Source organism: Sphingobacterium sp. UDSM-2020 (assembly GCF_016132525.1).
GTDB classification, from domain to species: domain Bacteria; phylum Bacteroidota; class Bacteroidia; order Sphingobacteriales; family Sphingobacteriaceae; genus Sphingobacterium; species Sphingobacterium anhuiense.
In genome coordinates this window covers 4,592,728-4,605,348 of the sequence record NZ_CP066166.1, presented here as the reverse complement: position 1 = coordinate 4,605,348, position 12,621 = coordinate 4,592,728, and the positions used below count along the sequence as shown (strand labels likewise).

Below are 12,621 nucleotides of genomic sequence, written 5' to 3'. Positions count from 1 at the left end.
AGAATCAATAATTCCCCTCCAATAAATGCTATATACGATCTTTTTAGTTTGATCGACGGAGGTGCTGTAACTTATTCATTAGATAAAGACCGTAATAATTACTATTCAGTTCGTGATCGTTTCCAGCATTTGTAAAGATCCATCCAGAGCGTACTGAGCACGGCGACCAACAAACAAATTAACACCTGCGTAAATCCCAGATCCGTCATGCTAAAGAAATCGGAAACAGGTTTAACATATAGCATCATCAACATAAACAGTAAAGTAATGCCGGTGATGTAATAGATAAGACGATTCTTATACGTGATGGTCTCGTATATATAGTAGTAAAAAGAACGGTTGATAAAACTCAGTAGGATATTAGCAAAGATCAATGTCGTAAAGACCATACTCCTAACCGTTTTCTCATCTCCTCCCTGTCTCAGAGCATATTGATAGATAACAAGAACACCTGCGGTAATCACCAGCCCCTGAACCACACTGATCATCAGTTCTTTCCAGTTTAAAAAGGTCTCCGATATAGGACGTGGTTTACGCTGCATGGCATTTTTTTCCATGGGCTCATTTTCATAGACAATCGAACAGGTAGGTCCCATTACCAGTTCCAAAAATATAACATGTATGGGAGTGAAAATCTGCGGATATACCCAACCCAAAAATAGCGGTAGTGATACCGTCAAGATTATGGGAATATGAATAGAAATAATGTATTGAATCGCTTTCTTAATATTGGCATAGATGCGTCTACCCGCTGCAATTGCCAGCACCAACTTAGAAAAATCATCTTCAATAAGAACGACTGCGGCGGCGGCCTTCGCTATTTCAGTTCCTTTATGACCCATGGCTACACCGATATGTGCCGCTTTCAGTGCCGGAGCATCATTTACTCCATCTCCTAACATGGCCACCACCTCACCTTGGCGCTTAAGCGATTTCACCACGGCCAGCTTTGCCTCCGGATACATGCGGGCGAAGAGAGTAATTTCTTGTACCTTTTTGTCCAGCTCTTCCTCAGAAAGCACAATCAATTCCTTTCCTTCGATATGAGCAGATGCATTTTTAATACCCGCCTGTGCTGCGATAGAACCTGCGGTATTGGAGTTATCACCCGTAATCATTTTAACTTTGATCCCTGCCTCATAGATGTGCTTAAACACCCTTTCTATCCCTTTCTTCGGTGGATCGTAAAAAACAACAAAGCCGACAAAATCAAACGGAAAATCCTGCTGTTTTTCGGGAAAGTCATCGCTTTCATAAATGGCAGATGCTACTCCCAATACCCGATATCCCTGCTGTCCGAATTGATCAACCACTACCCGCAATGCCTCTTTTTTCTCATCTGTAAGCCGGCTCACTTCAAGAATAGCTTCAGGTGCTCCTTTAGCGGCAATAAGACGTTCACCGTTCTTATTTTTAAACAGATGGGTCATCATCGGCGGTTTTCCTTCCAACGGATACTCGTGAAATAGCTCAAACTGTGCGCGGCGGTCATTTTTTTCAGTCTGCTCGTAAAGGCGGTGGAGTTCTTTCTCCATTGGATCGAAAGGCACAGGTTCGCTGGCCCACATAGCCGTCTGTATCACACTTGCCACTTCGGGCATATGGTAATCCTTCTCATTAGCGGTACACTGACCAACCTCACTGTAAACAGCAACCAGATGCATCGTATTTTCCGTTATCGTACCCGTTTTATCCGTGCAGATGACTGTGGTGCTCCCCAAGGTTTCAACGATACTCGATTTTTTAATAATAACACCGTCCCGCATAAGCCTCCAGGCACCCAGTGCCATAAAAGTCGTAAATGCCACAGGAATCTCTTCGGGAAGAATTGACATGGCCAAAGTAAGGCCGTTTAAAAGACTGTCAATAAAACTTTTGGTCTGAAAATAATTGGCCAGGCATACCAGTATAAAAACCACTAGTCCAACAAGTGCCATCTTTTTCACAAAACGCTCAATCTGTACCTGTAAGGGTGATTTTTCCGCTGTAATAGAAGCAATAGAACGGCCTATCTTTCCCAACTTCGTTTGCTCGCCTATTTGCTGTACTTCAAAAACAGCCAGACCCGACACCGTGATTGTTCCGCTATACACCTTATTGTCTGTGCTATCCGCATCCTTGAAAACCGATAGGCTTTCACCGGTAAGAGAAGACTCATTAACAGAAAAATCATTGCTGTGCACAATACGGCCATCGGCATTGATGATCTGGCCTTCTTCAGTAATACATAAGTCGCCGACAGCTATTTCATGAGTTTTGATAGCAATGATATGCCCGTCACGGATCACATTACTTAAGGGCTCATTTAACTTTTCAAGAGCCTGCATGGCTTTGTGGCTTCGGGAGTCCTGATAAAAAGAAATGCCGGACACAAAAATTACCGCGGCGAACATGAAGTACGCTTCGGCATAGTTCCCGACAATTAGATAAATGACAGAAATCAGGATCAATAAGATCAACATCGGTTCTTTAATGATGTTCATCAGTAAACGCCACGTACCGTTATTGCTTTTAGTTTTTAAATCATTATAGCCGTATTTTTCAACAGACTCCTTCACTTGATTTTCTGTAAGGCCTTTCAGATCTTTAGGAATAGGATAACTCATAGTGGCATCAGTTAGTTATTCAGGAAGTTAACATTATTTTTTCAAAGAAAACAAAATTGAAAAAATAATAGATTTTGCGAGATTAATTTCCGTCTTAATCTCGATTTAAAATATCGTATTTAGTACTCACTATTCGCGATGAAGCCATTTGGTCAACACGGCACGTAATGTCTGTTCAACTACTGGTTTAACCACGAAATCATCCATTCCTGCTGCCAGACATTTCTCCTTTTCCCCAAGTACATTTCCTGCAGTTAAAGCTATAATAGGAGTTCTAATTCCTGTTTCTTCCTTACGTATTACTTCCGTGACTTCATAGCCGTTCATATCAGGCATCTGAATATCCATCAGAACCAGATCTGGATGCATTTCCCTAAAAATCGCAATTCCCTGTAGTCCATCTTTAGCTTCCAGAATCTCGATTCCCCGCATGATGTTTCGGATCAAGATGGTCTCTAAACGTGTGTTAAATTCATTATCTTCCACCAGAAGAATCTTAAAGCCTTCTCCATGTTGCCGATCTTTTGGCCCAGGATCACCGGCCTTTTCAATCTCCTGTATTTCAATTTTTGACAGAACGGCATACAGATCATTATATACGACCGGATTTTCGAGCCAATGCCGGATTCCTAAGGATGTACATATGTTACTTATATTTCCCTCGTTAGCATCAAATATCGGTATGATCGTGTGATCATTATCGATACTAAATAATTTTTCCTTGATCTTTTTAATGGTTTCAACACCGCTCATTATCGGGAGGTCATTGTCAATAATAATAGCATCATACTGATTGCCCTTCATTAACAGCTGCAACACTTCAAATCCATTAGCCGCTTCGAAAACTTTAATTTTCTGCAGGTTTAACATCTGTGCTAAAAGCGTCCGCTTTGCAGGATCATTGGCTACGATCAATACCGCTCGAATGGTTTTCAGATTTAGCCATTCGCGTACATCACCATCATCATACCGCACACTGAGATCAAAATAGAAACGGCTCCCAACCAGATAAGTACTCTCCAATTTTAAACCGCTGCCCATCATCTTCAGCAGTTTATTAGAGATCGTTAATCCCAGTCCTGTACCGCCGTATCGTTTTGTTGTCGACGCATCTTCCTGCGAAAAAGCATCAAAAATTTTCTCCTGTTTTTCAGCTTTTATACCGATGCCCGTATCCCGCACACTGAAACGCAAGCTGATCAGATCATCTTCCTTAGATAAAAAATCGACACATAGCTCAATTTTACCTTTCTCTGTAAATTTCTTTGCATTGCTCAGGAGGTTCATTAATACCTGCTTAACACGAAGGGAATCGACCCAGATATATTGCGGTACATCCTTCGAGATATTTAGATGAAATTCAACATTTTTACCCGGTGCCTGAATATTCAAAAAAGTGGTTACCTGCGTCAGCAATTCATAAAGATCACATTTATCAATGTCCAGCTCCAGTTTTCCGGCTTCAATTTTTGAAAAATCGAGAATGTCGTTAATGATACTCAATAGTAAAGTTGCGGACTGATCCACAATAGACAAGTATTCTTGCTGGGTATCATCGAGCGAAGTTCTGGTCATCAAATCTGTAAAACCGATGATTCCATTGAGAGGAGTTCGGATTTCATGACTCATATTTGCTAAAAATTCAGATTTCGCAATACTTCCCTGTTCAGCAAGAATTTTTGCTTTTTCCAATTCTTCCCGTTGATGAATAATCTTGCTGATATCGGTAGCAATACCGAGATAACCAATTATGTTTTCTTCTGTGTCCCGAATGGTAGTTACTGCAAGGGAAACATATAATAAGTGTCCGTCTTTTCTAACATAGGTCCACTCTCTTTGCTCTGCCCCGTACAGTTCAGGCTTCTCAACAAAAACACGAAATCCCATAACTTCACGCCCCAATTCAATCGTAAGTTCATTCGCGCGGGCCATTATCTCTTCTTCTACATGGAAAAGAGCAGGTGTGAATTTGCCGATAACCTCCTCAGTGCTGTAACCAAGAAGGTTTTCGGCACCTTTATTAAAGAGCGTTATAAGACCTTCATTATCTGTCGCAATAATACCTACTGCCGATGTCGCCTCCAGAACATCCTCCAGAAGCTTTTTAGACTTCACAGATTCAGCCTCGATACGTTTTCGCTTATCAATATCTTGAAAGGTACCATATAAACGAATGCATTGACCATCTTCAAACTCAGCATTGCCCAATGCCCGTACCCAAAGATCTTCACCCTTAAATGTGAAGATCTCCAATTCAAGATCCCATGGAGTCCCTTTTGTAATCGCCTCATCAATAGCTTGGCTAATTTTTATTCGACTGTCCCCCTCTTTGTAAAAATCCAACCCTTGAGCGATATCAGGTTGATAAGTAGGTGGAACACCATGAATTTCTTTTGTTACATCAGACCAGATCAATTTTTTTTCAAGCAGATTATACTCCCACCCACCTATTCGGGCAACCCTTCCGGTGCGCGTTAACATCGCCTGAGTTTCCCTTAGATCTTTCTCAAGAAAATGCTGTTCCGTAATATCAACGGCATTACCGATCACATAAGGTTTTTTATCACCATTCGCCTGTAGGATATTATTAAACAACCAGATACGTAACTCGCCCGACTTAGTGCTCGTACGCATTTCTCCTTTTACCGTACCAGTTTTAACAAGTTGCTTGAGGTATGCATCTAAGTTTTCATGTCCTTTGCTTGGAATAATATCGTAAAGAGACAATTTTTCAATTTCAGCTCTGGTATAACCTAAGATAGCTGCGCTCGCATTATTAACTTTAAGCAGATTTCCTTCCAGGTCGTGCGTACACATCAGACTTTGGGAATTGTCAAAAAATGCTTTTAATTCCTGTTCGCTTTCTTTATATCTTTCTTTTTCTTTTCGATTGATGATCAGGGATACGACCTCATCACGAAGCAGCGACAGCACCTGTTTTTGGTCTGAACTTAAATCTTTAGGTATGGTATCAATTACACAAAGCGTTCCTAGCGCAAAACCATCCGGATCAACTAAAGGAAATCCTAAATAGTACCTGATGTAAGGATCCGAGGTGACAAGCTCATTATTTTTGAATCGTTCATCTTGTTGAGCATCTGGAACCTCCATGAAATTACGATCTTTAATAGCATATTGGCAGAATGCCAAGCTTCGGGAAGTTTGTCCGACATCTAGGCCAACGCGGGATTTAAACCATTGCCTGTCCTCATCAATTAGAGAAATGAGTGATATAGGTACACCGCACACCAGCGAAGCGATCTTGGTAATACGGTCAAAATCTTCTTCTGGCTGTGTATCTAATATTTCGTATTTGTGTAGTGCATCTAATCGCTCCGACTCATTTATATTTACTCGTCGCTTATTCATAAACTTTAATTATCAGGCATTAACACTAGTGCTAAAGGTTTTCGGTTATTAAAACTGCATTCCAAATCGCAATTACCTGTATACAAGTATTTTGCTTTCTTTACAAGAATTAGCAGTCACGGCAATTTCTGAAATTATTACTTGAACGGCTTAAAAAAATACGGTGGACTTCGTAATCAAAAATTAAGTTAAATAAATCATTCTAATACCTAAAATGATAATTAAAAATACTAATATTTAAGGATAGTTCCTAGCTTTTTACGTAGATTAATTTTAAGGTTATTATCCTGACTATGACTTGTTTTAATAGTATAACAAATATCATATTCAAATGTTTACATAAATACGGAGCTATTTTAATGAGTATCAATCCTAATATCTAGGGTAAATGATGATTGAGCTAATCTTTATGATAAAATTTAGAGGGGATAAATTGACACCGATCACACTAAAGAATCTGCCGCTATAATTAATCTAATAAAAATACAGCTCAATAAATTAGAGGATTTATGGCGTCTGGCTCACCTTTAGATTCCTGAAAAATCCTTCAGTACCGATATCGACAAAAAGACCTATAGAGCCGGATTGATCAGCACCCATTTTTAGATCGTTTACAATCAGGTATGGTTGCTTTGAGCCATTGATAAATAATTTTGCTTGATTACCATTTACCTCAATCTTTAGTTTTATCCATTTATCAAGCGCTATTGGCGCATAAGATTCATATTGTCCCGGAGCGGTTGCTCTGGAATGTGTGAACTTAAAATTAGGATAAGAAAAATACTGAATGGTGCGGTTTCTTCTCAGCTGGTCGTCTGCTGTACTATTGGTAGGGCGTACGTAAATGCTTTCAAATTTTGAATCATCTTTATTGATACGGAAAGCAAGACCTATGAAACCTCTGGCGTGTGCTGGTGCATCAGGAAGTAAACGTGACAGCACATCCACCTCGATCACGCCATTTTTAAAATCGAAATCATTGATCTTAATATAAGTCGCTTCATCATCTTCTTTGACTGCGGCAGACTTCACTACCCGGACAGCTTTTTTGCCCTAAATTTGCGTAATCGACATAGACGTCTGTATAGCAGTTAAACGATCCTCATCTAGCTTAATCTGCTGTGCCGTAGCTTTAGTCATCGAAAATACTGTAAAAACTAATATAAGCACAAATACCATGCGCTTAACAATACGAGTTTTAATCTGCTGTGTTGTATATTTTATCATATTTAAAACGTTTATGCATTAAGAACAAAATTAAACAGTTCTTAGGGATACTACCCATAAACTAGTTTAAGAAATAACCTTGAACTAGTTTAATAAGTTTTTTTCATTCTTAGCAGAATTACAGGAGCAAGCAACAGACAAGCATGCTCCTGTATTTATCACTTTTTCCTCATTCTTCCCAATAGCCGGCTTGTCACATAACTCACGACCGTCCCCACAACTGCCATTAGTGCTGTTTGCAGGACATCACCGAGCGAAAAACTCGCCCATATCGAACAAAGTGTTCCGCCTAAAGTACCGATACGGATATCATTGGATTTCATCCTGTCCCCCCTTTTCTTGATTAGGTAGGATCTGATCTGGCGGTGACTCCTCTCCTTTATTGTCTTTATCCTCCAGCACAGTCTCCACCACACCAAGTCCCAGAGCAATATATTTAATAATATTTAATGCCTTTCCCGGCAATTTAATCGGCGCCAGCAAGACCACTTGCAACGCCGCACTTATTTTTTGAATTATCTTTTTCATGTTTTAATGTTAGTATGTAGTTAGAAAGTGAATGAGTTAGTCGGTTAGAAACGTACTCGTTCACTGTTTATTCCATAAAAGCCACAGGCTTAACTAAAAGGCCTAGTATTCCGACTGCGTAATTTCACCGATGAAGAGGCGTTAAAAATGGATTTCTGTCTGAGTGAAACGAGTTTAAATTCATTTAGCTTATTCAAGGTGAAATAGCATAAAGGAATACAGCCTTGAGTTATGGATTCGTATCTGTTTTTTCGGCATCCATGGTCTCCCTACGGTCGGCTTTTGATTACTTTTATGTCAACACTAAAGCCGCAGGCTTAACTAAAAGGCCTAGTATTCCGACTGCGTAATTTCACCGATGAAGAGGCGTTAAAAATGAATTTCTGTCTGAGTGAAACGAGTTTAAATTCATTTAGCTTATTCAAGGAGAAATAGCATTAAGGAATACAGCCTTGAGTTATGGATTCGTATTTGTTTTTTCGGCATCCATGGTCTCCCTAGGGTCGGCTTGTCAAACTTTGTGTCAAGACAACTCTCGAAAAGAATCTTGAGTACCAAAAAATAAAAATCATTAACGAAAAACGTTTGTCGCCCTGTGCCGGCGACAGAGGCACATTACCTGCCTCCTTCACGGGGCACTTCTTGACTCCTTCACTGGTCACTCCTTTACTACGTTACTTAATTACTCGTCACTACGTCACTATTTAATCACCAAATATACCTCTTCCCCTTTATCCCACATTTCATAGACTAAAGCCTTTAATTTCGCCAATGCTTTTCCGCTGAAATCACCCTTGCCTTCACCTGTTAAAGTTGTTACCGGAGCGATACACCCTAAGAGTTCCTTTAGCGCATCATTTGCAGCATGAATCATGATCGCTTCTCGTCCTAATACATGCGGAATACCGATCTGTTCCCCATGTCTTGGGTAACGCCGCTTTTCCAGTTTGTACTGACCTATCGGGATACAGCTTATTCGGGGGATATTGTTACGATCTGGGAGTTCAACGGTATGACAGATGAGCTCACCTTTATAGGTAATGGTTCCATTCGTTCCCTTAGCTCCATAAATCCGTTGGAGCAGCAGGATATGTTTTGTTTTCATTTTGTTGAATACCCTAAATATTGAGAACGGGAATATTTGCTTCCCGAACGGTCACTGGCCATGAGATATAGATGTAGGCCGTCGTTCTGAAAACCTTTCGGTAACTGAACGATTATCTTTCCTTCCTGCCGGTGCCAGATCTGCTGATTCACAAAAGCATAACCTTTTTCCAGCTGATAAGCACAAAGCGTAAGGCAATCATCTCCCGCACTAAAGTCTGAAGGAAACCAGTTATGCAGCACTTCGATACGATCGGAAGAACGTTCGATCTGCTCTATCCGAATAGTTGCCAGTGCGCCTTCACTTAAAATCACCTCTGAAGGATCAACCTGAGGCATACCATCCCTTATCTTAATTGCGGCATGCAGCACATGCCCGAGTGCCAACGATGACGCGACAGACTTTTTACGTTTAGCCTTTTCTGCAAAACCTTTTTTTATCACCCCTTTCAGTGGTGTCAAAAAAGCAACAGCCATTTTAAATGCAGTCCTTACGCTCTCCTGCGCAGGACTAACGATTCTTTTTGCCATATTTTTAAATACCATATAAAAAAGGGTCAGACCGGATATGCCTGACCCCGGGTTGTTAATTAGTTCAGTAATACCTCTCCCAGATATACACTTTTGGACACCCTTGTTTTAGATCTATTGGCTAAAAACATCCAGGTATGCACGATACCTATCTGAAGATGTTCTGAAATGATAAAGCTGATCTCCCCACTCGCCCGTGTACTCGGTGCCGGTGACGACATAAACTCATCTTTTTCAGGATGATAAGCCAGCACGAAGACCATATCATCACCAAAAGTCTCAAAGGTATCATTGGCAGTCGGGTCCCAGGTAAAAGTAAGCTCACCTGCGGCATGCGCTACGGACACCGTGCCACCGCCATATAACGTACCATCCGATATACTGACTTTGGAGTAATCCAACGCATAGCCCGGATACGTACCCGTAATGGCTTTATTCAGATTAAACTGAAAAGCCGCATTGATCGGAGTTAAACGTTCCGTATTTTTACGTCCGAAACCAATTTTCAAAAACATATTGATCGGAAGCAGAAACCGCATCAATGTTCTGAATTTTTCCTGTTGCATCATCTGCAATTCCGAAGCGGGTTTGGATCTTTTTTTATAAAGTCCCTTGATGTAGTTGATACTTTTCCAACTACTTCCTATTACTGAGCCGGCTTTACCTTTAAAACCTCCATTTGCTCCATTTACGATTGTTCCCATATTTTTTTTAAATTAAAATCAACCACTTTTATACCGGTACTTTTGATTGATATAGCAAACATAAAACACTAAAAGACAATTACAAATAGAAGTAAAACGAAAGACCGATACCTGACCGACCAGCATCGTATTTTTGACCGATACATTGCCGACTTGAACAAAAGTTGAGGTTAAAATCAGTGCAAAATTGACTAAAAAAATAAGACACAAACAGGTAACTAATTCCTAACCAATTCCACCATTTTCTCGGCTCGGCCTCGGGTGCGCTTCGAGATTTCATGCATGCCCGCCGATGAAATCCCGAAGCCAGGTCGAAGAAAACTGAAGTAAAAGCAGAAGTTGGTTATAAGAAAATAAGAATCAAATCACGCTGAAAGATGGTCACTATTTTAAAAAATTCGTCCCTTAAAATAAGAGACGAATTTTTTAAATGTAGCTAAGAATAGCAAAAGATCGGGCGATCCTTTTCAGCTATCCGCGATAACTATTCCTCAGACGCTCCACATCCACATCGCGGTAATAGCGTTTGTTTCGGGTGCGTCTGGCAACGCAGATATACCCGTCCCGTTGAAGTCGATAAAGGGTTTCTGTCGAAATACCCACGTAAGATTTGACATAGTCCGCATCGCGCAACAGCACGTTGTCCTCTTCCATCTGCTCACGGAGATCAAGATATGCCGCAAGCTTACGCTTGGTCGCCAAGAGCTCCAACAAGATTAATTTTTGGGCATAGGAATACCCTGGGCTTATGAGAAAGCCCCTCAAATAGCGATTTTTACGCATAGTTATATATTTAGGTTTATAAAAGTAACCCCATCAATTCATATTGTAAAGTCGTTTTAATCCCACATCGCTCACTTTAAGCTGCAGATCCGGTCGGTCCGGCAGTACGAAGGTTTTATCCACTATCTTTGTTGTAAAATCAGTGTTGACAATAAAACCGCGGTGTACCCTTACGAAGGTTCTCTTCGGTACAAACTGTTCAGCCTGTTCCATCGTGAGGCGGTACTCAAAGTCATCCTCTGCTTGACGTAAATGAAAGATGACATAATTTTTAATAGACTCAATCGCGACCACATCACAAAATTTAATAAAACGGTCCGTGTTTTTAAATTTGAACCACTTTCCACTCGGTTCTATTTCCAAATCAATCTTAACCGTGATATTTTTCTGCTCCAGAGCGCGCTTAAAAGCAATGTATAAATCCGGAAAACTGACAGGTTTGATCAGATAATCTGCAACAGCTATTTTAATGCCCTTATAACTATATTTTTCTGTTTTGGTGTACAGGATAACCGGCGGTCTTTTATCAACAGGCAAAGTAAGATAAAGGTCCAGTCCGGACATATCGGACATTTCAACATCCAGCAACAAAACATCAGGAGGACATTCAATTATGGCATTAAAACCATCAATGGCTTTCGTATAACTCTTAACTTCCCCCATCTGCGGAATTCCCCTTAAAGCTTTTTCAGCTTTTCGAATATCGAATAAATCATCATCGATAATCATGACATCATATTTAGCCATTGGATTAAGATTTAAAGGTCAATTTAATAACAAAGTATTTTTGATCCTCAATAGCATACTCCAGTTCAATAAACTGGTTATTCATCTGCTTATAAAGCCTGTTAACAAGTTGTAATCCTTTACCTGTCCCATGTTGCAGATCTGCAGAGGCTATACAATTTTTGATGTGCAGCTGCATTCCCTGCTGTACTTTGACCCAACGGATGACAATCGGTTCTACCGGATCGCAGGGACTGTAAGCAATGGCATTTTCAATCCAGGTCATCAAGGAGAGCGTTGGAATAGATCTATTCCACATGCCACGATCCAACAATTCATCACCTTCGACAATAAAACTGCGGTCCATGCTATAAGAAACCAAAAGCATTAAGTAATGCCATTCCTCTTTCAAAGGGACCAGTACTGTAGGCTTGGCTATTTTATCGGTCACATACTGAAAGAAATCCAGGCTTTCACTCTGAACAGATTTCCGCTGCACGCGGACAATATTGTACAGACGTCTCATAAAATGCCCCGACAGCAATTGGACGTCCGACATGCTGTGCAGCTGTACCTGTACTTTTTTGAAAAGCGCGTTCGTATAGAAATGTGCCCACGCAAAATAATCGGCAGCCACGATCGCAACAAAAAAAAGCAGACCACTACTAATTCGGGAAAGTAGCTCGGTTCTATGTTCTGGTTTCCAGGCGCTGGTAAATCCTTTGAAAAATAGCGGTACCAGATCATAATAATAGTACTTGACACACCTATACGTTATCCCCACGAACAGTATAAGCAACAACCACCATAAAAACCATAACCTACCTTTTTTCAGCGCCATTTGGTAACAGGTATACATTACGGAAAAAAATAGCATAAAAGGCAGCACATAGAGGGTAAAAGTCAGTGGGGTAAAAAGATGGAGCTTACCGGAATTGACAATTGTCAGTCCCAGCAGTAAGATTACCAGACAGATAGCCATACGCTTCACAAGACTCTGCTGGATTGATGTTAGGTTTGGTTGAATATTCATTCTATAAAAA

General features: G+C 40.5%; 12 protein-coding genes. All 12 read right to left on the bottom strand.

Annotated features, from left to right (window positions below; all coding sequences use genetic code 11):
• Positions 1-101 precede the first annotated feature (101 nt).
• The 12 genes from JAZ75_RS19370 to JAZ75_RS19320 all read right to left on the bottom strand — a co-directional run bounded on the left by JAZ75_RS19370 (position 102) and on the right by JAZ75_RS19320 (position 12,611).
• Positions 102-2,606, bottom strand: a complete 2,505-nt coding sequence (locus JAZ75_RS19370; RefSeq protein ID WP_208697726.1) for a cation-translocating P-type ATPase — start codon at positions 2,604-2,606, stop codon at positions 102-104.
• A 129-nt stretch (positions 2,607-2,735) separates the two neighbouring features.
• On the bottom strand, positions 2,736-5,975 hold the full coding sequence (locus JAZ75_RS19365) for a PAS domain S-box protein (RefSeq protein WP_208697724.1): 3,240 nt from the start codon (positions 5,973-5,975) through the stop codon (positions 2,736-2,738).
• Positions 5,976-6,482: 507 nt separating this feature from the next.
• Positions 6,483-7,007, bottom strand: coding sequence for a DUF1080 domain-containing protein (locus JAZ75_RS19360; RefSeq protein ID WP_232789270.1), 525 nt, complete (start codon positions 7,005-7,007; stop codon positions 6,483-6,485).
• Positions 7,008-7,028: 21 nt separating this feature from the next.
• Positions 7,029-7,202, bottom strand: coding sequence for a hypothetical protein (locus JAZ75_RS26040; protein ID WP_232789269.1), 174 nt, complete (start codon positions 7,200-7,202; stop codon positions 7,029-7,031).
• Between the two features lie 158 nt (positions 7,203-7,360).
• On the bottom strand, positions 7,361-7,525 hold the full coding sequence (locus JAZ75_RS19355; RefSeq protein ID WP_208697722.1) for a hypothetical protein: 165 nt from the start codon (positions 7,523-7,525) through the stop codon (positions 7,361-7,363).
• Complete coding sequence (locus tag JAZ75_RS19350; protein WP_208697720.1) at positions 7,512-7,730, bottom strand: hypothetical protein; 219 nt, start codon at positions 7,728-7,730, stop codon at positions 7,512-7,514. The genes JAZ75_RS19355 and JAZ75_RS19350 overlap by 14 nt, the downstream gene beginning before the upstream one ends.
• A 700-nt stretch (positions 7,731-8,430) precedes the next feature.
• Positions 8,431-8,835: a DUF5675 family protein gene (locus tag JAZ75_RS19345; protein ID WP_208697719.1), complete on the bottom strand. Its 405-nt coding sequence runs from the start codon at positions 8,833-8,835 to the stop codon at positions 8,431-8,433.
• Positions 8,832-9,365: a DUF6266 family protein gene (locus JAZ75_RS19340; RefSeq protein ID WP_208697717.1), complete on the bottom strand. Its 534-nt coding sequence runs from the start codon at positions 9,363-9,365 to the stop codon at positions 8,832-8,834. The genes JAZ75_RS19345 and JAZ75_RS19340 overlap by 4 nt, the downstream gene beginning before the upstream one ends.
• 59 nt (positions 9,366-9,424) lie before the next feature.
• Entirely contained in the window at positions 9,425-10,069 is a 645-nt protein-coding gene (locus JAZ75_RS19335) for a DUF6266 family protein (RefSeq protein ID WP_208697715.1), read from the bottom strand.
• Between the two features lie 471 nt (positions 10,070-10,540).
• A complete protein-coding gene (locus JAZ75_RS19330; RefSeq protein WP_208697714.1) occupies positions 10,541-10,852 on the bottom strand; it encodes a MerR family transcriptional regulator in 312 nt (103 codons plus the stop codon).
• A 33-nt stretch (positions 10,853-10,885) separates the two neighbouring features.
• The gene (locus tag JAZ75_RS19325; RefSeq protein WP_208697712.1) at positions 10,886-11,599 is read right to left on the bottom strand and encodes a LytR/AlgR family response regulator transcription factor; all 714 of its coding nucleotides are present in this window, start codon (positions 11,597-11,599) and stop codon (positions 10,886-10,888) included.
• Between the two features lie 4 nt (positions 11,600-11,603).
• Complete coding sequence (locus tag JAZ75_RS19320; protein ID WP_208697710.1) at positions 11,604-12,611, bottom strand: hypothetical protein; 1,008 nt, start codon at positions 12,609-12,611, stop codon at positions 11,604-11,606.
• Between the last annotated feature and the right edge of the window lie 10 nt (positions 12,612-12,621).

Coding starts and splice junctions, on each gene's coding strand:
- JAZ75_RS19370 (WP_208697726.1), bottom strand. CDS start 2,606: ATGAGTTATCCTATTCCTAAAGATCTGAAAGGCCTTACAGAAAATCAA.
- JAZ75_RS19365 (WP_208697724.1), bottom strand. CDS start 5,975: ATGAATAAGCGACGAGTAAATATAAATGAGTCGGAGCGATTAGATGCA.
- JAZ75_RS26040 (WP_232789269.1), bottom strand. CDS start 7,202: ATGATAAAATATACAACACAGCAGATTAAAACTCGTATTGTTAAGCGC.
- JAZ75_RS19355 (WP_208697722.1), bottom strand. CDS start 7,525: ATGAAATCCAATGATATCCGTATCGGTACTTTAGGCGGAACACTTTGT.
- JAZ75_RS19350 (WP_208697720.1), bottom strand. CDS start 7,730: ATGAAAAAGATAATTCAAAAAATAAGTGCGGCGTTGCAAGTGGTCTTG.
- JAZ75_RS19345 (WP_208697719.1), bottom strand. CDS start 8,835: ATGAAAACAAAACATATCCTGCTGCTCCAACGGATTTATGGAGCTAAG.
- JAZ75_RS19340 (WP_208697717.1), bottom strand. CDS start 9,365: ATGGCAAAAAGAATCGTTAGTCCTGCGCAGGAGAGCGTAAGGACTGCA.
- JAZ75_RS19335 (WP_208697715.1), bottom strand. CDS start 10,069: ATGGGAACAATCGTAAATGGAGCAAATGGAGGTTTTAAAGGTAAAGCC.
- JAZ75_RS19330 (WP_208697714.1), bottom strand. CDS start 10,852: ATGCGTAAAAATCGCTATTTGAGGGGCTTTCTCATAAGCCCAGGGTAT.
- JAZ75_RS19325 (WP_208697712.1), bottom strand. CDS start 11,599: ATGGCTAAATATGATGTCATGATTATCGATGATGATTTATTCGATATT.
- JAZ75_RS19320 (WP_208697710.1), bottom strand. CDS start 12,611: ATGAATATTCAACCAAACCTAACATCAATCCAGCAGAGTCTTGTGAAG.